General features: G+C 38.5%; 19 protein-coding genes, 1 tRNA gene and 1 rRNA gene (1 of these 21 running past the window's edge). 16 read left to right on the forward strand and 5 right to left on the reverse strand.

Translation table 11 applies throughout. From position 1 onward, the window contains the following. The first annotated feature begins 50 nt into the window (after positions 1-50). Positions 51-1,397 (forward strand): glucose-6-phosphate isomerase, encoded by a 1,347-nt coding sequence (locus IGI46_RS11660; protein WP_429963312.1) that lies wholly within the window; start codon positions 51-53, stop codon positions 1,395-1,397. A gap of 323 nt (positions 1,398-1,720) precedes the next feature. Beyond that, the gene (locus IGI46_RS11665) at positions 1,721-1,939 is read left to right on the forward strand and encodes a hypothetical protein (protein WP_207704992.1); all 219 of its coding nucleotides are present in this window, start codon (positions 1,721-1,723) and stop codon (positions 1,937-1,939) included. A 184-nt stretch (positions 1,940-2,123) separates the two neighbouring features. On the opposite strand, the gene IGI46_RS11670 is transcribed toward IGI46_RS11665, so the two are convergent. Next, on the reverse strand, positions 2,124-2,723 hold the full coding sequence (locus tag IGI46_RS11670) for a TVP38/TMEM64 family protein (protein WP_429963313.1): 600 nt from the start codon (positions 2,721-2,723) through the stop codon (positions 2,124-2,126). A gap of 184 nt (positions 2,724-2,907) precedes the next feature. Here IGI46_RS11670 and IGI46_RS11675 point away from each other — a divergent pair, with 184 nt between their 5' ends. Both IGI46_RS11675 and IGI46_RS11680 read left to right on the forward strand, forming a co-directional pair. After that, complete coding sequence (locus tag IGI46_RS11675) at positions 2,908-4,260, forward strand: Nramp family divalent metal transporter (protein ID WP_429963314.1); 1,353 nt, start codon at positions 2,908-2,910, stop codon at positions 4,258-4,260. A gap of 115 nt (positions 4,261-4,375) precedes the next feature. After that, positions 4,376-4,612: a hypothetical protein gene (locus IGI46_RS11680; protein WP_429963315.1), complete on the forward strand. Its 237-nt coding sequence runs from the start codon at positions 4,376-4,378 to the stop codon at positions 4,610-4,612. 160 nt (positions 4,613-4,772) lie between these two features. Here the strand turns inward: IGI46_RS11680 and IGI46_RS11685 are convergent, their stop codons facing one another. Both IGI46_RS11685 and IGI46_RS11690 read right to left on the reverse strand, forming a co-directional pair. Further along, the gene (locus IGI46_RS11685) at positions 4,773-5,231 is read right to left on the reverse strand and encodes a threonine/serine exporter family protein (RefSeq protein ID WP_429973500.1); all 459 of its coding nucleotides are present in this window, start codon (positions 5,229-5,231) and stop codon (positions 4,773-4,775) included. A gap of 12 nt (positions 5,232-5,243) precedes the next feature. Beyond that, entirely contained in the window at positions 5,244-6,029 is a 786-nt protein-coding gene (locus tag IGI46_RS11690) for a threonine/serine exporter family protein (protein WP_429973501.1), read from the reverse strand. Between the two features lie 349 nt (positions 6,030-6,378). Here IGI46_RS11690 and IGI46_RS11695 point away from each other — a divergent pair, with 349 nt between their 5' ends. Next, positions 6,379-6,951, forward strand: coding sequence for a TetR/AcrR family transcriptional regulator (locus tag IGI46_RS11695; protein ID WP_207702974.1), 573 nt, complete (start codon positions 6,379-6,381; stop codon positions 6,949-6,951). Positions 6,952-6,994: 43 nt separating this feature from the next. Next, a tRNA-Ser gene (locus tag IGI46_RS11700) sits at positions 6,995-7,082 on the forward strand. A gap of 352 nt (positions 7,083-7,434) precedes the next feature. Here IGI46_RS11700 and IGI46_RS11705 read toward each other — a convergent pair. Then, positions 7,435-8,238, reverse strand: coding sequence for a Cof-type HAD-IIB family hydrolase (locus tag IGI46_RS11705; RefSeq protein ID WP_429963317.1), 804 nt, complete (start codon positions 8,236-8,238; stop codon positions 7,435-7,437). 166 nt (positions 8,239-8,404) lie between these two features. Here IGI46_RS11705 and IGI46_RS11710 point away from each other — a divergent pair, with 166 nt between their 5' ends. Continuing rightward, positions 8,405-9,607, forward strand: a complete 1,203-nt coding sequence (locus IGI46_RS11710) for a multidrug efflux MFS transporter (RefSeq protein WP_429963318.1) — start codon at positions 8,405-8,407, stop codon at positions 9,605-9,607. A 73-nt stretch (positions 9,608-9,680) separates the two neighbouring features. Here the strand turns inward: IGI46_RS11710 and IGI46_RS11715 are convergent, their stop codons facing one another. After that, the gene (locus tag IGI46_RS11715; protein WP_429963319.1) at positions 9,681-9,866 is read right to left on the reverse strand and encodes a YjzD family protein; all 186 of its coding nucleotides are present in this window, start codon (positions 9,864-9,866) and stop codon (positions 9,681-9,683) included. A gap of 100 nt (positions 9,867-9,966) precedes the next feature. Between IGI46_RS11715 and dnaE the strand changes: the two genes are divergently transcribed. From dnaE to IGI46_RS11760, 9 genes are all read left to right on the forward strand, one after another. Further along, a complete protein-coding gene (gene dnaE, locus IGI46_RS11720) occupies positions 9,967-13,254 on the forward strand; it encodes a DNA polymerase III subunit alpha (RefSeq protein ID WP_429963320.1) in 3,288 nt (1,095 codons plus the stop codon). A 137-nt stretch (positions 13,255-13,391) separates the two neighbouring features. Continuing rightward, entirely contained in the window at positions 13,392-14,354 is a 963-nt protein-coding gene (gene pfkA / locus IGI46_RS11725) for a 6-phosphofructokinase (RefSeq protein ID WP_429963321.1), read from the forward strand. A 72-nt stretch (positions 14,355-14,426) separates the two neighbouring features. Continuing rightward, positions 14,427-16,211 carry a pyruvate kinase gene (pyk, locus tag IGI46_RS11730; RefSeq protein WP_207702968.1) on the forward strand — a complete coding sequence of 595 codons (1,785 nt, stop codon included), beginning with the start codon at positions 14,427-14,429 and terminating at the stop codon, positions 16,209-16,211. A 176-nt stretch (positions 16,212-16,387) separates the two neighbouring features. Continuing rightward, positions 16,388-16,936 (forward strand): YceD family protein, encoded by a 549-nt coding sequence (locus IGI46_RS11735; protein WP_429963322.1) that lies wholly within the window; start codon positions 16,388-16,390, stop codon positions 16,934-16,936. Between the two features lie 59 nt (positions 16,937-16,995). Further along, positions 16,996-17,178 carry a 50S ribosomal protein L32 gene (rpmF, locus tag IGI46_RS11740; RefSeq protein ID WP_207702966.1) on the forward strand — a complete coding sequence of 61 codons (183 nt, stop codon included), beginning with the start codon at positions 16,996-16,998 and terminating at the stop codon, positions 17,176-17,178. Between the two features lie 146 nt (positions 17,179-17,324). Then, on the forward strand, positions 17,325-18,746 hold the full coding sequence (gene gndA / locus IGI46_RS11745) for an NADP-dependent phosphogluconate dehydrogenase (protein WP_429973502.1): 1,422 nt from the start codon (positions 17,325-17,327) through the stop codon (positions 18,744-18,746). Positions 18,747-18,893: 147 nt separating this feature from the next. Then, a complete protein-coding gene (locus IGI46_RS11750) occupies positions 18,894-19,580 on the forward strand; it encodes a response regulator transcription factor (RefSeq protein ID WP_010756141.1) in 687 nt (228 codons plus the stop codon). Further along, the gene (locus IGI46_RS11755; RefSeq protein WP_207702964.1) at positions 19,577-21,085 is read left to right on the forward strand and encodes a HAMP domain-containing sensor histidine kinase; all 1,509 of its coding nucleotides are present in this window, start codon (positions 19,577-19,579) and stop codon (positions 21,083-21,085) included. Before IGI46_RS11750 ends, IGI46_RS11755 begins: the two co-directional genes overlap by 4 nt. Positions 21,086-21,617: 532 nt before the next feature. Next, positions 21,618-22,939 (forward strand): 16S ribosomal RNA (locus IGI46_RS11760); it runs 237 nt beyond the window's last position.

Raw genomic sequence — 22,939 nt, forward strand, 5'->3', positions numbered from 1 at the left:
GAAACGTAAAGTATAACCTGTACGAAGTGATTTTCAAGGAGGAAAAAAGCATGTCACACATTCATTTCGATTATTCGAAAGTCGCTCCATTTGTCAATGAACATGAAATGGAGTATATCAAAGGTCAGGTTGCCTTAGCACACAAAGAATTACGTGAAGGAACTGGTGCTGGGAACGATTATCTAGGTTGGATCGATTTGCCAGTTAACTACGACAAGGCCGAATTTGCTCGCATCAAAAAAGCTGCAGAAAAAATTCAATCGGATTCTGAAGTACTGGTTGTTATCGGAATCGGAGGATCTTATTTAGGAGCTCGTGCCGCAATCGAATTTTTACACCAATCATTCTTTAACGTTTTGGATAAACAAGACCGCAAGGCACCACAAGTATTTTTCGCAGGTAATTCAATCAGCTCAACTTACATTGCTGATTTAATTGAAGTTATTGGTGACCGTGATTTCTCAGTCAATGTCATTTCTAAATCTGGTACTACAACTGAACCGGCAATTGCTTTCCGTGTTTTTAAAGAACTGTTAGTGAAGAAATACGGGGAAGAAGAAGCAAACAAACGTATTTATGCTACTACTGATAAAGCTCGTGGAGCTGTTAAAACTGAAGCAGATGCGGCTGGCTGGGAAACTTTTGTTATCCCTGATGATGTTGGCGGACGTTTTTCTGTTCTTACTGCCGTTGGTTTATTGCCAATTGCTGCAAGTGGCGCAGACATTGATGCCTTGATGCAAGGGGCTGCCGATGCTCGTGATGCTTATTCGAGTGACAAATTGGAAGAAAATGAAGCTTACCAATATGCAGCAATGCGTAACTTGCTATACCGTAAAGGTAAGGTAACCGAAATTTTAGTAAATTACGAACCAGGCATGCAATACTTCAATGAATGGTGGAAACAATTATATGGCGAATCAGAAGGGAAAGACTTGAAAGGTATTTACCCTTCAAGTGCTAACTTCTCAACTGATTTGCATTCGTTTGGTCAGTATATCCAAGAAGGCCGTCGGAATATCTTCGAAACAATCGTGAAGGTACAAAAACCTCGCAAATCTGTTTCAATTCCAAGCCAAGAGTCTGATCTTGATGGACTAGGTTACTTGGAAGGTAAAAATGTTGACTTTGTAAACACTAAAGCTTACGAAGGAACATTGTTAGCTCATACTGATGGAGGAGTGCCAAACTTAGTATTAAACATCCCAACAATGGATGCTTATACTTTAGGTTATGCTATGTACTTCTTCGAAATTGCTGTAGGTGTTTCTGGTTACCTATTAGGTGTTAATCCATTTGACCAACCAGGCGTGGAAGCTTACAAGAAAAACATGTTTGCACTACTTGGCAAACCTGGTTTTGAAGATTTAGCTAAAGAATTGAACGAACGTCTATAATATTTATTATTAAGCACATTAAGTACCTTCTGTTTATAGAAGATACTTAATGTGCTTTTTTATAAGATAAAAGATATCTGATAAAAATTACAATACTATATGCTTATACATATCTTCTGAATACTTATATGAAATAAGTGGATGATGAACAAGAGTTATTATTCTGTTGTTGTATAAATAACGAACGTAATTAATCTTCCTGGTTTTTATATATCAAATATTTTACAGTGTGGGAAAATATATTTTAGAAAAAATTAGTCGAATTTCATTTTCATTAGAAAATGATTATGTTATTATAAGAACATGGGAAGAGGAGGATGTAAATGGAAAATATTGAGATTGGTAGAACTTATTTATGTCGTGCAATTGGTTTGGAAAAGGAAGTAGTAGGGGTTGTAGAACAGCTGTATATCAACACTGCGATGATTAATGTGGTAACTTATGATCCCATTGATCGAGCGAAAGTGATTGAATTACAAAATCGCTTATTAGTGAAATATGAGGAGATTTCTAACCAGATAGAACTGGATCACCCAGCTTAAAAAACAAACAATTGTGATTGAATTCAACATTTAAATAAACAAGGAAGCAAAACGATGCTTCCTTGTTTATTTAAATAGAAAAACAGTTTCTTTATACTTTTACGATTAAAGAATAACGGTAAGTTCGTTGTGCGAAATATCTGTTTTAGTTAATTAATTCAGACATAAAAAAAGACTCACTGTATTAGTGAGTCAGCAATCCTGTAAGCCAGCTGCCACCGTGAAGCAAAGCTAAACTATATAAGAAAATCGAAGCTGGTTTAGCAATTAAAATAATCGCGGTATATTTTTTTAAAGACATATTTGTGACACTTGCCATCAAGCACAGAGCGTCATCGGGTGCGACGGGTAAAAAAATGGCTAGAGCAAAGAGTTTTTCAAAGCGTTTATCATTTTCCAGCCAGTGACTGTACTTTTGATAAACTTTATCACTAACTAGATGACTAATGAGCGGTCTGCCGTAATGCCTTCCTAAAAGAAAAAGTACAATTGAACCTGCGCAAATTCCAACATAATTATATACAAAGCCCCAAAATGGTCCGAAAATCAAGACCCCTGCAGCTAAACTAATTCCACCTGGTAAAATAGGAATGATCACTTGAATCATTTGAATTAAGATAAAAAGGAGCGGTCCGACGATTACCGATTGGCCAACTAAGCTTTGCAAGGAATTCATATCCTTGAAAACACCTAGATGGTAAAAATAGATAGCTAAACCAATAGAAAAGGCCAACCCGGCAAAAGAAATTGCATTAAGCAATCTTCGTGACTGTGCGATACTCATTAACTCATCTCCTTAGTATTGATCATCTTACATGGAGTATATGACAGATTTCAATCTTCTGCATAGGTCTTGCGTCGGATTTTTGACAAAAAGATAGAAACTTTAAAATATTTTACACTTTTTTTATTATAGGCTATCCTAATTGTGAAGGATGATTATTGCTAAGTGAAATGAGGGGTTCTTTGTGAATAAGAATAAAGGTCTAATCCATGAATCAGATGGAGTGAGCCTTGAAGAAATAAATGGTACGGTAAAAATCCCCAAAGATGCTAGCTTCTGGAAGAAGATGGCCTTATATAGTGGTCCAGGAGCTTTAGTCGCTGTTGGGTACATGGATCCTGGGAACTGGATCACTTCAATCGCAGGCGGAGCAGAGTATAAATACAGTCTGTTGAGCGTAGTTTTGCTATCAAGTTTAATTGCCATGCTTCTCCAAAGCATGGCTGCTAAGCTTGGTATTGTTACAGGAAAAGATTTGGCTCAAATGACTCGTTCAAAAACGAGTAAAGGGTTAGGCTTTGCATTGTGGGTAGTCAATGAAATGGCAATTATGGCAACTGACATAGCTGAGGTAATTGGCGGAGCGGTGGCCTTGCAGCTGTTGTTTGGTTTGCCACTATTGATTGGTGTACTTATCACTACCTTTGATGTATTACTGCTTCTTTTGCTGACTAAATTAGGCTTTCGTAAAATCGAAGCGATTGTTGCTGTGCTGATTACGGTTATTTTCTGCGTTTTTGGCTATGAAGTCGCTTTGGCAGATCCTTACTGGGGAGAGGTATTTAGTGGATTTATTCCGACGGTTGAGATTACTACTGACCGTTCAATGCTTTTATTAGCATTAGGAATTGTTGGAGCTACTGTTATGCCTCACAATTTGTATCTTCATTCATCTATTGCACAATCTAGAGATTTTGATCGGGAAAACGAGCAAGAAATAGCTGAGGCAGTGCGATTTACAACGTGGGATTCAAATATTCAATTGAGTGTTGCTTTTATTGTTAACTGTTTATTGTTGATCTTAGGTGGAGCGCTTTTTTATGGAAGCAACAGTGATCTTGGCAAATTTGTTGATCTCTACGATGCACTAAAAGACCCGAAGATTGTCAGTAATATTGCAAGCCCACTTCTAAGCACCTTATTTGCTGTTGCTCTATTGGCTTCCGGGCAAAATTCTACTATTACAGGGACACTTTCTGGACAGATTGTGATGGAAGGATTCATTCGCTTAAGGATGCCTTTATGGATGCGTCGGGTGGTTACTCGTCTACTAGCGATTATTCCAGTAATTATCTGTGTCATCTTATACGGCGGAAATGAGAATGCTGTAGAGGACCTATTGTTATATACTCAAGTTTTTTTAAGCGTTGCTTTGCCGATTTCAATTATTCCATTGACTTTATTTACAAGTGATAAACGTTTGATGGGTAAATTTGTTAATCCACGTTGGGAAAAATATTTAGCTTGGGTGATTACAATAATCCTGACCATTTTGAATTTGTTTTTGATTTACAGTACATTAACAGCTACTAATTAAGGAGATGAAGTAAATGGATTTTCAGAAGATATTAGTTGCTGTTAGTAATTCTTCTTCATCTATTGCAGTTTTTAACTACGCAGTTGAGTTCGCTCAGCTGATAAATGCTTAAATAGTGGTAGCGACCATTTTTGAAATTGACCAGTTAAACGTCTACGAATATTTGAATCCAGATGTATTGCGCAAGCAGAAAGACAAGGCTATAAATCTTGCAAAAGAAGATGTTCGAAAAGCAGAGGGGAAAGGACTTCCTGCACCAGAAGCCTTTGTAGATGAGGGAGGCCCAACAAAGGTAATTATTAAAAAAGTTCTGCCCACCTACCGGCCTGATTTATTAATTTGTGTTTATTAATTTGTGGATCGTCAATTAAAAAGAAGCACAGAAGTTTATTGGGTGAGGAAGCCGATTACATGGTTCAAAATTCAGCTTGTTCTGTGTTTATAGCGAAAAAGTAATAGTAAAATGCTTACCCAAATGCGGAATAAATATCAGTATTTGGGTATCTTTAGCATTAACGTCTTCTATCACGTTTTAATGTCGCCGTCGTCCGTTTTAAGAAACGTTCAATTACGTTAGTGAACATAAATCCTAAAGCGATTGCTCCAGAAGTTACTAATACGATCGCAATATATTGCATGGAAGCATCAAAATTCTGATCCATCATTTCTCTTACCGCTAAATAAGCGGGCCCACCGGGTACCAAAGGAACCAAACTGGGAACATTAAATACGATTACCGGCATTTGCTTTCTGCGAGAGAAAAAAATACTCATTAAACCAATCACCATTGCAGCCAAAAAGTTAGAGAAACCAATATTTTGGTCAAGGTACGTTTGGCAAGTCCAAAAAGTCATCCACCCCATCGCACCAGTTAGCCCGCAAGTTATGAAGGCTTTACGAGGAATGTTAGTTATGATACCAAAAGTAATCGTGCTAAGCATACTAAAAATAAAATTAATTAAAAAAACCAATTTAGGTTCCTCCTAAAAGAAATTGAATGCCACAATAATTCCACCGCCAATAGCTCCAGCAACGAATAGGGCTTCAGTAGCTCTAGCCACTCCGCTAATTAAGTGGCCAGCCATAATATCACGAAAAGAGTTAGTGATTGCTAGTCCAGGGACTAGTGGCATGATTGAGCCGATAATAATATTGTTGATCTCTCTTGCTAGTGATAAATGCACGGAGCAGATAGCTAAAACTCCGATTAGCAAAGCTGCTAAGAAGTCATTTAGGAATTTCATTTCAAGTTTTTTTCCAAAAAAGGTATGGACCGAAAAACCCAGCATGCCGATGATAAATGTAGCGATAAAATCCTGCCAGTCGCCTCGTAAAATAATCATTAAGGTACTGCTGACAACTCCGGAAGCTAAAATCTTCCAAGTGTAAGGGAAATCAGGAGTAATATGATCAATCTCATTCAAATGATTATAAAAGTCTGGAAGCGACAGTTGCCCTTCAGCAAATAAACGAGAACCACGATTCACAGCTGCAACTTTTTCTAAATTGATGGATTGTTGGGTAATTTGAATAACTTGACTGTTTTCTTCTGAGGGTGAACCGACAATCAATCCTGTAGCAGTTACATAGGTTTGAATATCCTCAAGACCTGCATTTTTCGCAATCCGTTTCATAGTGTCTTCTACCCGATAGACCTCGGATCCCGATTCCATCATTATTTTCCCAGCCTTCAGGCAAGTAATCAAGACTAGTTGAGCGTAACTTTGTTGAGCCAAATAAACACCACCTTTTAGTATTAACTCTCTCATCTTAAAAAAAAGAAGTCAAATAGGCAAGAAAAAGCGAAGGTTTCCTGCTATAATATGAGATAAAGTAACAGATGAACAAAAAAATTCATTTCTTTTGAAAAAATACTCTTGCAATTTTTTTCTTTTAAGTATAACGTATTTCTGTGTTAGGAAAACACATGTTATCAAAACACTGGGTGATAAAACGATTCCAGATGTTAGTATATGGAATTGCACTGCAATAATACAAGTTTTTCAAGAATTTTTGCTCTAATTTAGATAACGTAACATATTAGGGTTGCAAAACTGTTCACTTTTTGATTAAAATGAATTAACAAGAAAAATAATAACATCTTGGGAGGAAAAAAGTATGAGAAGAAAAGTGTACACGAAGGATCAAATTCTAAAGGCTGCTTATGAAGTTGTGGAAAATGAGGGGTTTTCTGGTTTCACTGCTCGGAACATTGCTAAAAAGATGGGAATTAGTACACAACCAATTTATTTAGAATTCAAGAATATGCAAGATTTGAAGGATACATTGCTGGATGAAATTTGCAACCATTTGTATTATGATATTTTCCCGGAAGTGCGCACTGGGGATACAATCATTGATTTGGGATTAAATTATGTGTATTTTGCGAAAGAAAGAAGCAATTTATACAATGCTTTATACGTACAAGAATACGGCGGCGGACAAAAAATGCATGATTTTTCTTATAAATATTTCTATGAATTAATCAAAAAGCATCCGAAGTATAAAAACTTAGATGATGAGCATATTAATGCTTTACACGTGGGTACTTGGATCACTGTTACAGGGATTGCTACGTTGATGTCTTCAGGTATTATTGAACCCACTGAAGAAGACATTGTTCATCTAATTAATCGTGCGATCGACAGTATTTTGAGTACAGAGGATACAGCAGTTTTAGATAAACTCTAAAAAAGCTTGACTTTTGAAAGAAAAAAGGTAAGATGAATTTTGCGGAAGGTTGGCAGAGTGGTAATGCACCGGACTCGAAATCCGGCGAGCCGCAGTAATGTGGTGCACGGGTTCAAATCCCGTACCTTCCTTATATCTTATCTTCTAAAGAGCTGGAATGCTGAGGTAATTTAATACCTGTCACTGTTCCAGTTTTTTGTGATTCTTACTCAAAAACGGTTCCTTTTTTTGCAGAAATTAAGCAACAGCTATTAACAAAGTATTATTCGAAAGAAATAGCTGTGGAAAATATGATGACACCTATAATAGCTATTGAGCACTTGTGGATCCTAATGACTAAAAAGGCGTTAGGAGTGACTCGGGGAAGAGTTTTACGATAAATTCGTTGATCTGTGATGAACTTTAAAAGAAAGACTTGCCATCTTCTGTAGTTGTAGATGACAAGTCTTTTTGCTGAAAAAAGCTGACGAAAAATTCATCAACTTATAGATCCAAATATTTTTCTAAGTAATCAGCTAATCCATCCTCAGAGTTTGGCTTGGCGGTAATATCGTTTGCCACTGATTTCACTTGTTCAGTTCCGTTGGCCATAGCAACCCCCCAGCCAGCGTAAGCTAGCATATCCACATCGTTGTGTTCGTCACCGAATGCAATAATATCTTCTTTATTCATGTCGAAAACCTTAACGATATGAGCTAACCCGTGAGCCTTTTGGATGCCTTTAGCCACGATCTCTAAGATTGAGTTAGGTCCACCCCAAGTATTAACTTCAACAGAAGCGCCATATTGCTGTTTTAGTTCTTCGGCAACACTCTTTAAGTTTTGTGGCTGGCTGCGTACAATCACAGAAGTTGGATCTTTAACTAATGAATCGGTCGTTAACAAGTTGTCGGCTGTTGCTTTACTGGCAAACATATGCTTGTCAAAGAAATTCAAATCATCAATAAAGAAAGTATTGCGGTCTTCGGCTGCAATGAAGTCCAACTTCAAATTTTTCTTTTCTTGCATAATATCAAAGACGATATTCCGGTTAAAAGAAGTTTCAAGTTCATTATCCCATTGCTTTTCTGGTAAATGAACTAGGGCACCATTAAAATTGACCATCGGTGTAGTTAGCTGCAGTTCACGATAAAATTCACTACTCATGCGGTAAGGTCTGCCTGTAGCAATTACGACAGAATGGCCGTCCTCCATTGCCCGTTTTAAAGTTTTTGCTGTTCGTTCAGATATTTTAGATTCTTCGTTTAGTGTCGTCCCATCCAGATCGATGGCAATCATCTTTTTCATAGTAATCATCCTTGTCTCAATTTGTTTCAGTCTAGCATATCTTATAAAAAACGCAACCAACTAGTAATAAATTTAGTAAATGATAAAATTGTTTATGACTACAAAGCTTGACAATCTTTGTTATAGTAGTAGTTGAAGAAAAATGTAAAAAAGAGAGCTGAAAAAAATGAAAATCAATTGGCGAAGAAACCTGTTCGTATCCTGGATTGGTTGTTTCTTCACAGGAGCAAGTTTTAGTTTGGTCATGCCTTTCTTGCCGGTATATATTGAACAAATGGGAACCCCGGTACCTCAAGTAGAGATGTTTGCTGGTTTGGCAATTTCGGTCACGGCTTTTGCAGCAGCTATTGTCTCACCTATTTGGGGTAATCTTGCTGATCGCAAAGGAAGAAAGCTAATGATGGTTCGCGCAGCTGCTGGAATGACTATCACAATGGGATCTTTAGCGTTTGTTCCAAATGTGTATTGGTTGTTAGGCATGCGGTTTATGACAGGAGTTCTTTCTGGTTATATTCCCAATGCTACTGCGATGATCGCTTCACAGGCACCTCGCGAAAAGAGTGGATGGGCGTTAGGAACATTGTCAACGGGAGCAGTTGCTGGCAATTTAATCGGACCATCAATCGGTGGTGTGTTGGCTCAATGGTTCGGTTTAGAGAACGTTTTTATAATTACTGGAATTATTTTGTTGATCTGTACAATTTTAACTATCTTTATGGTCCAGGAAAATTTTCAGCCGATCGAAAAGCAGGATATGGTCAGTATGAGAGGACTTACGAAGAAAATAAACTATCTGTCAATCTTGGTAGGTTTGTTTGTAAGTACGTTGATTCTACAATTAGGAGCAACAAGCATTAGCCCAATTTTAACTCTATATATTCGTCAATTAAGTGGAAACAGCAATAATGCGTTGATGATTAGTGGATTTATTATTTCGGCAGCAGGGGTCTCAGCGGTCATTTCTTCACCGACTCTAGGTAAGATTGGTGACAAGATAGGAAATCATAAAATTCTTTTGTTTGGGTTGTTTTTATCCTTCATCTGCTTTATTCCAATGGCTTTTGTAAAAACCCCCTTTCAATTAGGAGTGCTTCGTTTCTTCTTAGGATTCTCAACAGGCGCTTTGATGCCGTCTATTAATACGTTAATCGGCAAAATCAGTCCACCTGAAGGAGTTAGCCGTATATATAGCTATAATCAGATGTTTAACAATTTTGGACAAGTATTAGGTCCGATGATTGGATCAACTGTAGCGCATTCTTTAGGCTATTCAGCCGTCTTTTTGGTTACGAGCGCTTGTGTATTCGGGAATATTCTGCTTAGTCTGTTCAACTTCCGAGGGCTTCTGATGAGTAAAACAAAAATATAAGTTAAGTGGAAGATTTTTTTACAGGTTCAACAGAAAGAAAAAACCAGTTACAATAAAGTAACTGGCTTATTTTCTAGTGGTTAGCTGATCGATGAGTTGGCTTCATTGCAAAAGAAAGTAAAACTGTAATAACACCAATAATTAGCGAAACAATCGTTGAAAGCTGGAAGTCATAAGTAGCACTTTGCAAGGCGCCGCCCAGGTAACAAACTGCCTGACCAATGGCAAATGCCCAAAAGAAAGTAACGAGATATTTCATTAACAAAACCTCTTTTCTTGCAGATTTCTAGAACTAGTTTAGCATTTTTTCAAAAAAAGTAAAGAAAAGTCTTCATGAAAATATTTTATAGGAGGGCCCCATGAATTTTCCACAACTATATACTAAAACTTCCTATTCATTGCTGAAAAGTACCTTGACAATTTCAGAATATGTCAAAAAAGCGAAAGAGTTGGGCTATAAATCTTTGGCCTTAACGGATGAGCATGTACTTTATGGAGCAGTTGAATTTTATCAGGCGTGCATACATCAGGATATAAAACCAATCATTGGCATGGAACTAGATATCTTATCAAAAGCTGAAGAGGCATTTACACTTCTTTTATATGCTAAAAATTTAGCAGGTTATCAAAACTTGATGCGTATTTCTTCTCAAAGAATGATTGAAGAGAAGTCACAGCATTTAGCTGAGTATGAAATTAACAGCCAGAATTTGATGGTTGTTTTACCTATAAGTAAAATTACTTTAGAAGAGAACATCGATTACATAATGGATGAAGTAAAAGAAACCTTCCACGATACAGTATTTTTAGGCTGTTCTTTGACTAACAGCAGACAAATTGATGCTATTAGGCAACCACACGGTTTGCCTCTTCTTGCTTTGCACGAGGTAAAGTATTTAAAGCCAGAAGAAGCTTTTGCTATCGACGTGATGAAAAAAATTCAGTCCGGGAAGCAGATAAGCAAAGACGCATTAGTAGAAAAAAAAGGCAACAGCTACTTGTTGTCAGAAGAAGAAATTAATCACTATTTTCAAGAGGAAAAAAGAGAAGAAGCTATTAGTAATGCCATTTCATTAGCAGAAAGCTGCCAATTCGAAATCCCTTTGCATCAAAAGCTGCTGCCGCATTATCCGTTGGAAACTGACCAAAATGCAAAAGAGTTTTTAGAAAAACTGTGCTGGGAACGGTTGCCACTTCGAGTCAACGATATATCAACGGTTTATCAAGAACGATTGGCTAAAGAGTTGTCTATCATACACACAATGGGATTTGATGATTATTTTCTGATTGTATGGGATGTGATGGATTATGCTCACCGCAATCAAATTGTGACGGGAGCCGGACGTGGATCTGCCGCAGGCTCTTTGGTAGCGTATGTTTTGTCAATCACGGATGTAGATCCTATTCAATATAACCTGCTCTTCGAACGCTTTCTAAATCCAGAAAGAAACAGTATGCCTGATATTGACTTGGATATTCCCGATAATCGACGTAATGAAATTTTGCATTACGTAAAAGAAAAATACGGTCGTTTTCATGTAGCTCAAATTGCGACTTTTGGAACAATGGCAGCCAAAATGGTCTTACGAGATGTGGGACGAGTCTTCGGTTTATCTCAAAGTGAAGCGAGTCGTTGGTCCAAATCCATTCCCAATCAGTTGAAAATTACTTTGCGAGATGCTTACGAGCAATCTGAAACGCTGAAACAATTAGTAAACACAAACTCCAAAAGCCAATTGATGTTTCAAACAGCTTTAAGTTTAGAAGGTTTGCCTAGACATGTATCCACTCATGCTGCGGGTGTAGTCATTAGTGATCAAGAATTAATTTCAATTGTCCCTTTGCAAAATGGTTCGGAAGATATTCTGCTAACTCAATTTACAATGAGCGATATCGAAACAATTGGACTTCTGAAGATGGACTTTTTAGGTCTGCGTAACCTATCGATTATTGATACTGCTTTACGCAATATAAAAAAAGTTTATCAACAAGAAATCAATCTTAAGCAGATTCCATTAGATGATCCTCAAACTTTGGAACTTTTTCAGCGAGGCGAAACCAGCGGAGTCTTTCAATTTGAATCTGCGGGCATTCGAAATGTGTTACGTCGCCTAGGTCCAACTTCGATTGAGGATATCGCAGCCGTAAATGCGTTGTATCGACCAGGACCCATGCAAAACATAGATCATTTTATCGCTAGGAAAAAAGGAAAAGAAGCCATTCAATATCCTGAAGAGTCGCTGAAACCAATTTTGGAAAACACTTATGGCATCATTGTTTACCAAGAACAAATTATGCAAGTTGCTGCGCGAATGGCCGGATTTAGTCTAGGACAGGCAGATATATTGCGGCGCGCTGTTAGCAAAAAGAAAAAGGATTTATTAGACGAAGAGAGGCAGCACTTTGTATCTGGATCAATTCAGCAAGGCTATACACAAAGTAGCGCTGAAGAGGTATACGATTATATAGAGCGTTTTGCCAATTATGGGTTTAACCGATCACATGCGTTTGCCTATTCTTTTGTCGGCTACCAAATGGCTTATCTTAAAGTTCATTATCCAGGACCTTTCTATGCGGCCTTACTTAAATCAGTTCGGAGCGACGCTAAAAAGATGCGTGAATATATAGCCGAGGCAAATCAGGCCGGAGTTAGCTTATTGGCTCCAGATATCAATAAAAGCTTTTATAGTTTTACTTTAGTCGAGAAGGATACGATTCGCTTTGGCCTAGATGCGATTAAAGGTATCAGGCGCGATTATGTAGCGAGTATTCTTGCTGAACGTAAAGCGCAAGGTTTTTATAAATCGTTAGACAATTTCTTGTTGAGAATTGAAGATCGATGGCTAAAGGAAGAATATATTGAACCGTTAATCGTAGTAGGTGCATTTGATGAGCTTCATGAAAATCGTCGTCAATTGCAAGTTGAATTGGAAGGAAAAATTCAAAATGTTTTGTATAGTGGCGGTAGTGATTCTCTGCTAGACGTTATGAGTCTGAAGGAGCACGAAGTTCCAGAATATTCATTAGCAGAAAAACTTGATTATGAAGAAAAATATTTGGGCTTGTATGTATCGGGACATCCAACTGAAAACTATCCGAAACTAAAACGACAGAGAAATATTCGTTTAACCAGTGATGTTGTGCCAGGTCAAAATGCAACCATACTTATTTACTTGAAAGAGCTACGGGAAATAAGGACAAAAAAAGGAGAGCAGATGGCATTTCTTAACGGAAATGATCAAAGCGGAGAACTCTCCCTAACTATTTTTCCGATTCTTTATCGCAAAGTTCGCAATATGATTCACTTAGACCAAGTTTATCTTGTCTCCGGAAAAATTGAAAAAAGTAGTTATGATCAATCATTGCAATTGTTGGTGGAAGAATTTGAGTCAGCTGACACGGTAGAAAACAGTCTCTCAGAAGAAATTCTTTATCTGAGAATTTCCAGTGAACAGGATAGCCGTACGCTTCATCAAGAAATTGCAGAAAAGCTGAAAACCGCTCCTGGGAATATTCCGGTAATTCTTTATTTTGAAAAAGATCAAAGAAAGATTGTGTTAGGAAAGGAGTATTGGATAGGGCGTAATGAGGACTTATTGACCGATTTACGTGACATATTGGGTAATAAAAACGTCGTATTACGATGATTTCTTGTAACTTTCAAAACTTTTTTCAGGTATATCAAACTTTCCTAACATCTTTCCAAGACTTTTAGCGGCTTTGATGGTAGAATGTACCATGAATTGAGAACAATGCTTGATTAATAATTTTTTGAGGTGAGAAAATGAAACGCATTGGAATTTTAACAAGTGGAGGAGACGCTCCAGGAATGAACGCAGCTGTTCGTGCCGTGGTTCGTAAAGGGATCTATGAAGGTCTTGAAGTTTATGGAATCAACTACGGTTTTGCAGGTTTGGTTGCAGGTGATATTCGACGTTTGGATGTTGCTGATGTTGGTGATAAAATCCAACGTGGAGGAACATTTTTATATTCTGCTCGTTACCCAGAATTTGCGACTGAAGAAGGTCAATTAAAAGGGATCGAACAATTGAAAAAGTTTGGGATCGAAGGATTAGTAGTTATTGGTGGAGACGGTTCTTATCATGGAGCAATGGCATTAACTAAACACGGTTTCCCAGCAGTGGGTATTCCAGGGACAATTGATAATGATATTCCAGGAACAGATTTCACTATCGGTTTTGATACAGCCATCAACACAGTCTTGGAATCAATCGATAGAATTCGTGATACAGCGACTTCTCATGTACGCACTTTCGTAATTGAAGTAATGGGGCGTGGAGCCGGTGATATTGCTTTATGGTCAGGTGTTGCTGGTGGGGCAGATGAAATTGTCATTCCAGAGCATGACTTCAATATGGCTCAGATTGCTGAAAAAATTAAAGCGGGACGTGATCGTGGAAAAAAACATTGTCTAATTGTTCTTGCTGAAGGTGTCATGGGCGGCAATGATTTTGCGGATAAGTTATCAGAGTATGGTGATTTCCATACCCGAGTTAGTGTGCTTGGCCATGTTGTGCGTGGGGGATCTCCAAGCGCCCGCGACCGCGTATTAGCAAGTAAATTTGGCTCGTATGCAGTCGAATTGTTGCAACAGGAAAAAGGTGGATTGTGTATTGGTATGTTAAACAATAAAGTGGTTGCAGCTGATATTATTGATACTTTAGAAAACAATAAACATAAACCTGACTTATCTCTGTATGAACTGAACCAAACAATCTCATTTTAATCTCGTTAACTAGGTAGCCCGAGGCTATTTAATTATAAAAGCAATGACAACAAGAATAGGAGCGTTTATATAATGAAAAAAACAAAAATCGTTAGTACATTAGGACCAGCAAGTAATACACTTGAAATCATCTCAGAGTTGATCGAGGCTGGTGCAAATGTCTTTCGTTTCAACTTTTCTCACGGTGACCATGAAGAACAATTAAGTCGTATGACTCTTGTTCGTGAAGCTGTTAAGAAAACAGGAAAAGACGTCGGTATTCTTTTAGATACAAAAGGTGCAGAAATTCGCACAACGGTACAAGACACTACAGAAGCAGATTATGGTCGTGCGGGCTATATCCAATTTGAAGTTGGAGATAAAACTCGTATTTCAATGAACCCTGAACATAAAGGAACAAAAGAAAAAATTGCGGTTACTTATCCTGGCTTATTCGAGGATGTTCACGTTGGCGGACACGTTTTATTCGATGATGGCTTAATTGACATGGAAATTATCGAAAAAGATGAAGCAGCACGTGAGCTAGTTGTTGTCGTTAAAAATGCTGGTATGTTAGGTTCACGCAAAGGTGTTAATGCACCAGGCGTTTCAATCAGCTTGCCAGGAATCACTGAAAAGGATGCAGAAGATATTCGTTTTGGTTTGGACAACGACATTGACTTCATCGCTGCCAGCTTTGTACGTAAAGCACAAGACGTTTTAGAAATTCGTGAAATTTTAGAAGAAAAAGACATGATGCATGTTCAAATCTTCTCTAAAATTGAATCTCAAGAAGGTATTGACAACATTGACGAAATCATCAAAGTTTCTGATGGTATCATGGTTGCCCGCGGCGACATGGGTGTTGAAATTCCAGCGGAAGAAGTTCCAATGGTTCAAAAATCAATTATCAAAAAATGTAATGCTGCTGGTAAATCAGTTATTACCGCTACACAAATGTTGGAATCTATGCAAAGCAACCCACGTCCTACACGTGCTGAAGCGTCTGACGTTGCGAACGCTGTTTTCGACGGAACAGATGCTACTATGCTTTCAGGTGAATCAGCAAACGGTGACTACCCAGTAGAAGCTGTTGCAACTATGGCTCGGATTGACCAAGAAGCAGAAAAAGCACTTGAAGAAATGGGTACTTTCCAAATCAATGAATTTGATAAAACAGATGTAACTGAAACTGTCAGCTTGTCAGTAGCACGCGCTGCACACAACTTAGGTGTTAAAACCATTGTTGCTGCAACAGAATCAGGATACACTGCTAAAATGATCTCAAAATATCGTCCAGATGCAGACATCTTGGCTGTAACCTTTGACGAACGCACAAAACGCGGCTTGATGTTAAACTGGGGTGTTTACCCAACTGTTGCAGAAAAACCAACTACAACAGATGATATGTTTGAATTAGCTACTAAAAAAGCTGTAGATTTAGGCTTCGCTAAAGAAGGCGACCTAATTCTAATCACTGCAGGTGTTCCAGTTGGCGAACGCGGAACAACTAACGTTATGAAAATCCAATTAATTGGCTCTAAATTATTAGAAGCACAAGGTGTTGGTGAAAAAGCTGTTGTTGCAAACGCAGTGATCGCATCTTCTGCTGAAGAAGCTGTGAAAAACGCTAAAGAAGGCATGGTTCTAGTTGTACCAACAACTGATAAAGAATATATGCCTGCAATTGAAAAAGCTGCTGCTTTAATCGTTGAAGATGGCGGATTAACTTCTCATGCTGCTGTTGTCGGCATTGCACAAGATATTCCAGTTATTGTTGGCGCTAAAGATGCAACTACAATTATTGTTGATGGCGAGTTAGTAACAGTAGACCCTCGTCGTGGAATTGTTTACCGTGGAGAAACTACAGCCATCTAAGGTTGTCTTTCTTGGGGTGAGCCAATTAAATTTGGTTCACCCTTTTCTCTTGTTTTCATAAAAATGATGATAAAAAAACGCAGTAGCATCAGTTTTTTTAAGGTGTCAAGAAAATTTCATTGACAAAGAATTTTTCCACCTGTATAATATCGATTGTTGCTTAGAGGTGATGAATAATGAAATGGTCCATTATAGAATTGCGACGTTATCAAGAAGAACCATTAAATTTCTCAGAAACAATGGATGTTAATGACTCTTTAAAACAACGCGATTCAGAAATTTTGGCAGTAGCACCTGTAAAGGTTACAGGAATCTTGTCTGTCGGGAAAAAAGAATATATCTTACATTATCGGTTAACGACAACTGTAACTGTTCCGTCTTCCCGTTCGCTTGAACCAGTAGACCTGCCACTTGATCTTTCTGTGGATGAGATATTCATGACAAAAGAGCAATGGTCGGCGCAGGAAGAAGACCGTGAAGAAGAAGTCATTGTGTTAGAGAGTGACACAATCGATCTTACGGATTCTGTCGAAGACAACATACTGCTGGCAATTCCATTGCAAGTATTATCAGATGAAGAGAAAAGTGCTAAAGAATTACCTAAGGGAAATGATTGGCAAGTGGTTTCTGAAGAAGAATACTTCGCGAAAAAGGAACAAGCAGAAGCAATTGATCCTCGTCTTGCAAAATTGTCCGAACTTTTTAACGAAGAGGATAACAAGTAAGATTGGAATAATACGTATCTATTTTAAGATACTTCATTTTACAAGGAGGTGTAACACCAATGGCAGTACCAGCTAGAAGAACTTCAAAAGCAAAAAAAGCAAAACGTCGTACTCATTACAAATTAACCATCAAAGGTTTGAACGAATGTCCAAACTGCGGTGAAATGAAAAAGAGTCATCACGTATGTGCCAACTGCGGCTACTACGATGGAAAAGATGTTATGTCTAAAGAAGAAGCATAATAGCTTTTTTAATGATAGAAAAGCAAAAAACCTCAAGACTAACCATGGAGTCTTGAGGTTTTTTATTTATTACGCACAATTCCTTTTTCATTTTTTGCACCTTAGGCTATAATGTAGAAGATAGCGGAATAATTAGGAGGTATATTATGTCAAACGCACAATTTGGTGTTGTCGGAATGGCGGTTATGGGTAAGAATCTAGCCCTAAATATCGAAAGCCGAGGTTACACTGTTGCCTTGTATAACCGTACGGGCTCAAAAACTCAAGTAGTGGTGGATGAACATCCAGACCGCAACTTTGAAGCAACATTCTCTATTGAGGAATTCGTAAATGCGATTGAGAAACCTCGTCGTATTATGTTAATGGTTAAAGCGGGTCCGGCAACGGATGCCACTATTCAAGAGTTGTTGCCTCATTTAGATAAAGGCGATGTATTAATTGATGGAGGAAATACCTTCTTTAAGGATACAATGCGCAGAAATGAAGAATTGGCTAACTCAGGGATCAACTTTATCGGTACAGGAGTTTCTGGCGGTGAAAAGGGTGCCTTAGAAGGTCCTTCTATGATGCCTGGTGGTCAAAAGGAAGCTTATGACCTAGTAGCCCCAATCTTCGAACAAATTGCTGCTAAGGCTGAAGACGGCGTACCATGTGTAACCTACATTGGCGCAAATGGTGCCGGTCATTACGTTAAAATGGTTCACAATGGTATTGAATACGGAGACATGCAATTAATTGCTGAGTCTTATGACTTAATGAAACAATTGTTAGGTCTGTCTGTTGATGAAATGGCTGATGTTTTTGCCGAATGGAACAAGGGTGAATTAGACAGCTATTTAATTGAAATTACCGCAGACATTTTAACTAGAAAAGACGATGAAGGTACTGATAAACCGGTAGTAGATGTAATTTTAGATGCTGCAGGAAATAAAGGAACCGGAAAATGGACCTCTCAAAGTGCTTTAGATTTGGGTGTGCCGCTTCCGTTGATTACTGAGTCAGTTTTTGCGCGTTTCATTTCAGCTTACAAAGAAGAACGTGTTGAAGCAAGTAAAGTTTTAAGCGGTCCTGCTCCGTATAAATACGATGGCGACAAACAAGAATTAGTTGAAAAAATCCGTGAAGCGTTATATTTCAGTAAGCTTATGAGTTATGCGCAAGGATTTGCACAACTTCGTGCTGCTTCAAAAGAGTATGATTGGGATCTGCCATTTGGTGATATTGCTAAAATCTGGCGTGCTGGATGTATTATTCGTGCCCGATTCTTGCAAAAGATTACAGATGCTTACGAAAAAGATACTGATTTAGCTAACTTAATGCTAGACAGCTATTTCCAAGAGATTGGAAGCAAGTACCAAGCAGCTGTTCGTGAAGTTGTAGGAATTGCTGTTCAAGCAGGTATTCCTGTTCCAACTTTCTCTTCAGCAATTTCTTATTACGATTCTTACCGTGCTAAACGCTTGCCAGCAAACTTAATTCAAGCTCAGCGGGATTACTTTGGTGCCCATACTTATGAACGCACTGATAAAGAGGGTATTTATCACTATAGCTGGTATGACGAAGAATAATTAGACTAAAACTAGGGATTTTTAACTGTTTAATAGTCCCTAGTTTTTTTATTAGGGATTTCATGATAAAATGGCAGTAGCTTCTGAAGGCTTAGACCACTGAAACAAAGGGGTTAAGCAAGAACGATTTGGAAAGGAATAAAAAGAATGAGTAATATTCTAATCATTGAAGATGAAAAAAACTTAGCTCGTTTCGTAGAACTTGAGCTGAAGCATGAAGGTTACGATACAGATGTTCATTATAACGGACGTACCGGGCTTGAAGCAGCTCTAGAGAATGACTGGGATGCTATTTTATTAGACCTGATGCTGCCAGAGCTGAATGGTTTAGAAGTCTGCCGTCGCGTACGACAAGTAAAGAATACACCAATCATTATGATGACTGCGAGAGATTCAGTAATTGATCGGGTTTCTGGCTTAGACCATGGAGCTGACGATTACATTGTCAAACCGTTTGCTATTGAGGAGTTATTGGCTCGTTTGCGAGCTTTATTGCGCCGGATCGATATCGAAGGCGATAAAAATGTTGCTAAACAAACTACCATTACTTATCGTGACCTGACAATTGAAAAAGAGAACCGAGTTGTTCGTCGCGGCAACGACATTATTGAATTAACAAAACGTGAATACGAACTTTTACTGACTTTAATGGAAAATGTAAATGTCGTTTTAGCACGAGATGTTTTATTAAATAAAGTCTGGGGCTACGAAACTGAAGTTGAAACAAATGTAGTCGATGTTTATATCCGTTATCTGCGCAACAAAATCGACGTTAATGGGGAAGACAGCTACATTCAGACTGTTCGTGGAACAGGATATGTAATGAGATCATGAGAAAGCTTTTCAAAAAGCACGGAGAACTGAAGGGGCCTTCACTTACTATTAAGTGGGCCTTTACAAGTTCTTTCTTTATATTCGTCGTATTTACAATCTTTGCAGTGATCACTTATAAATCTTCAGTCAATCTTATTGTTGCTAAAGAAAGAAATAATGTTGAGCAGACAATCTCAGACGTATCGTCACGTTTAGCGAATTCGGATGAAGAGCTTACTTTAGTAAATACATACCGTACGTTAACAGAATCGTCTAATCTCGACAACGCTCTGTATGATCGGAATATGACACTTGAGGGCAATATGTTGCGAATTGACAGCTTTGTAGCTGAATTAGGCCAACCGCAGCTTTCATTAGATATCTATAATTTGGATAAAAAGTTAATTTTTAAAACGCAGGAAGTATATCATCCTTTAGTACAGACAGAGCACAAAAGCCCTACAATCGTTACACTTGATAATCGAAATGGCTTCTTGTCCATTGAACCAATCTACTCTAAGGAAACCCGAGAGAAGATAGGATATGCTCAGGTTTTTTATGAACTTTCTGACTTTTATGAAATGCGAAGCAAATTGTTAATAACTCTGATTGTATTAGAAATTGTTTCTTTAGTACTTAGCAGTTTTTTAGGATTCTTATTATCTTCATACTTCTTAAAGCCTGTTAAAATTTTGCGAGATACAATGGAGATTATTCGTCAGGATCCACAGGCAGATGTACATGTACCTGAAATCACTACAAACGATGAATTGGCAGATTTAGCAATGATTTTTAATGACGTAATTGATCGTATTAGAATGTATATTAAGCAGCAAGAACAATTTGTTGAAGATGTTTCACATGAATTACGTACTCCTGTAGCAGTGATTGAAGGGCATCTCAGCTTGCTTAATCGATGGGGGAAAGATGATCCTGAAATTTTAGAAGAGTCAATTCAAGCCAGTCTTCAAGAAATTGAACGAATGAAGAGCTTAGTACAAGAAATGTTAGATCTATCCCGTGCGGAACAAGTAGATGTATATTATGGAAATGAGACTTCCAATGCAAAAGAAGTAACTTACCAAGTCTTTAACAACTTTAAATTACTATATCCAGAGTTTACATTTACTTTAGATGATGATCTAGAAAACGAGCGTCAGTTAAAAATCTACCGAAATCATTTGGAACAAATCATGATTATCATTATGGACAATGCAGTTAAGTATTCAACGGATCGTAAAGAAGTGCATATATCGATTTCTTCGACTTTGAATGAGTTTGAAATTGCGATTCAAGATTTTGGTGAAGGTATTCCAGATGAAGACATTGATAAAGTGTTCAATCGTTTTTATCGAGTGGATAAGGCACGTGCACGAACAAAAGGAGGAAATGGGTTAGGTTTATCGATAGCTCATAAGCTAATTGAAAGTTACAAAGGTCACATTAGTGTAGAAAGCTCCCTTGGTCAAGGTACGATCTTTAGAATTTTTATACCTATGGTGGAAGAAGAATCAGTCGAACAATAATCGGCTGATTTTTTTATGCAATTATTTTTATGAATAGGCTTCAGTATACTGTTATTTTTGCTTCAAAAATCGAACGTTATTTTAGTATAGGGACATTTTGTTCGCATTAAGAAAAAATGTAGAAGAATTCTATTTTATAGTTGCATTAAATGATGAAAATTGCTATATTATTATTTGTTCCAATGAGATGAAATCTTCTGAAAATATTTTTTCAAAAACTTGTTGACGGATGATTTCACTTATGGTATTTTTATAAAGTCGCTGATAACGATAGATAGTAATCATGTTTTTTTAAAACAAAAAAAGCAAAAAAACTTATTGACTTTTAAACGGCGAAATGATAAGATTTAAGAGTTGCTGATGCAACAAGAAACAGTCGATTTTATCAAGTAGACCTTTGAAAACTGAACGAATAAAACAAACCAAATGTGTAGGGCGCTTCTATTATATAGAAGCAAACAACATAGCAAGCAATTGCTAGCGAATCAATTTTTAAATTGAGCTTAACAGTCGCAAGACTGTTTCAAACACTTTTTATGAGAGTTTGATCCTGGCTCAGGACGAACGCTGGCGGCGTGCCTAATACATGCAAGTCGAACGCTTTTTCTTCCACCGGAGCTTGCTCCACCGGAAGAAAAGGAGTGGCGAACGGGTGAGTAACACGTGGGTAACCTACCCTCGAGCGGGGGATAACACTTGGAAACAGGTGCTAATACCGCATAACAAAGAAAACCGCATGGTTTTCTTTTGAAAGGCGCTTTTGCGTCACTCGAGGATGGACCCGCGGTGCATTAGCTAGTTGGTGAGGTAACGGCTCACCAAGGCAACGATGCATAGCCGACCTGAGAGGGTGATCGGCCACATTGGGACTGAGACACGGCCCAAACTCCTACGGGAGGCAGCAGTAGGGAATCTTCGGCAATGGACGAAAGTCTGACCGAGCAACGCCGCGTGAGTGAAGAAGGTTTTCGGATCGTAAAACTCTGTTGTTAGAGAAGAACAAGGGTGAGAGTAAAAAGTTCACCCCTTGACGGTATCTAACCAGAAAGCCACGGCTAACTACGTGCCAGCAGCCGCGGTAATACGTAGGTGGCAAGCGTTGTCCGGATTTATTGGGCGTAAAGCGAGCGCAGGCGGTTTCTTAAGTCTGATGTGAAAGCCCCCGGCTCAACCGGGGAGGGTCATTGGAAACTGGGAAACTTGAGTGCAGAAGAGGAGAGTGGAATTCCATGTGTAGCGGTGAAATGCGTAGATATATGGAGGAACACCAGTGGCGAAGGCGGCTCTCTGGTCTGTAACTGACGCTGAGGCTCGAAAGCGTGGGGAGCAAACAGGATTAGATACCCTGGTAGTCCACGCCGTAAACGATGAGTGCTAAGTGTTGGAGGGTTTCCGCCCTTCAGTGCTGCAGCTAACGCATTAAGCACTCCGCCTGGGGAGTACGACCGCAAGGTTGAAACTCAAAGGAATTGACGGGGGCCCGCACAAGCGGTGGAGCATGTGGTTTAATTCGAAGCAACGCGAAGAACCTTACCAGGTCTTGACATCCTTTGACCACTCTAGAGATAGAGCTTCCCCTTCGGGGGCAAAGTGACAGGTGGTGCATGGTTGTCGTCAGCTCGTGTCGTGAGATGTTGGGTTAAGTCCCGCAACGAGCGCAACCCTTATTGTTAGTTGCCATCATTTAGTTGGGCACTCTAGCGAGACTGCCGGTGACAAACCGGAGGAAGGTGGGGATGACGTCAAATCATCATGCCCCTTATGACCTGGGCTACACACGTGCTACAATGGGAAGTACAACGAGTCGCGAAGTCGCGAGGCTAAGCTAATCTCTTAAAGCTTCTCTCAGTTCGG

Source organism: Enterococcus sp. AZ163 (assembly GCF_050498925.1).
In the GTDB taxonomy this organism is placed as follows: Bacteria; Bacillota; Bacilli; order Lactobacillales; family Enterococcaceae; genus Enterococcus_A; species Enterococcus_A ferrettii.

Bases quoted from the DNA above. Each gene is read 5' to 3' on its own strand.
- dnaE (WP_429963320.1), top strand. From the start codon at position 9,967: ATGAATTTTCCACAACTATATACTAAAACTTCCTATTCATTGCTGAAA.
- IGI46_RS11735 (WP_429963322.1), top strand. From the start codon at position 16,388: ATGAAATGGTCCATTATAGAATTGCGACGTTATCAAGAAGAACCATTA.
- IGI46_RS11715 (WP_429963319.1), bottom strand. From the start codon at position 9,866: ATGAAATATCTCGTTACTTTCTTTTGGGCATTTGCCATTGGTCAGGCA.
- IGI46_RS11690 (WP_429973501.1), bottom strand. From the start codon at position 6,029: ATGAGAGAGTTAATACTAAAAGGTGGTGTTTATTTGGCTCAACAAAGT.
- gndA (WP_429973502.1), top strand. From the start codon at position 17,325: ATGTCAAACGCACAATTTGGTGTTGTCGGAATGGCGGTTATGGGTAAG.
- IGI46_RS11755 (WP_207702964.1), top strand. From the start codon at position 19,577: ATGAGAAAGCTTTTCAAAAAGCACGGAGAACTGAAGGGGCCTTCACTT.
- IGI46_RS11710 (WP_429963318.1), top strand. From the start codon at position 8,405: ATGAAAATCAATTGGCGAAGAAACCTGTTCGTATCCTGGATTGGTTGT.
- pfkA (WP_429963321.1), top strand. From the start codon at position 13,392: ATGAAACGCATTGGAATTTTAACAAGTGGAGGAGACGCTCCAGGAATG.
- IGI46_RS11665 (WP_207704992.1), top strand. From the start codon at position 1,721: ATGGAAAATATTGAGATTGGTAGAACTTATTTATGTCGTGCAATTGGT.
- IGI46_RS11695 (WP_207702974.1), top strand. From the start codon at position 6,379: ATGAGAAGAAAAGTGTACACGAAGGATCAAATTCTAAAGGCTGCTTAT.
- pyk (WP_207702968.1), top strand. From the start codon at position 14,427: ATGAAAAAAACAAAAATCGTTAGTACATTAGGACCAGCAAGTAATACA.
- rpmF (WP_207702966.1), top strand. From the start codon at position 16,996: ATGGCAGTACCAGCTAGAAGAACTTCAAAAGCAAAAAAAGCAAAACGT.
- IGI46_RS11660 (WP_429963312.1), top strand. From the start codon at position 51: ATGTCACACATTCATTTCGATTATTCGAAAGTCGCTCCATTTGTCAAT.
- IGI46_RS11670 (WP_429963313.1), bottom strand. From the start codon at position 2,723: ATGAGTATCGCACAGTCACGAAGATTGCTTAATGCAATTTCTTTTGCC.
- IGI46_RS11750 (WP_010756141.1), top strand. From the start codon at position 18,894: ATGAGTAATATTCTAATCATTGAAGATGAAAAAAACTTAGCTCGTTTC.
- IGI46_RS11705 (WP_429963317.1), bottom strand. From the start codon at position 8,238: ATGAAAAAGATGATTGCCATCGATCTGGATGGGACGACACTAAACGAA.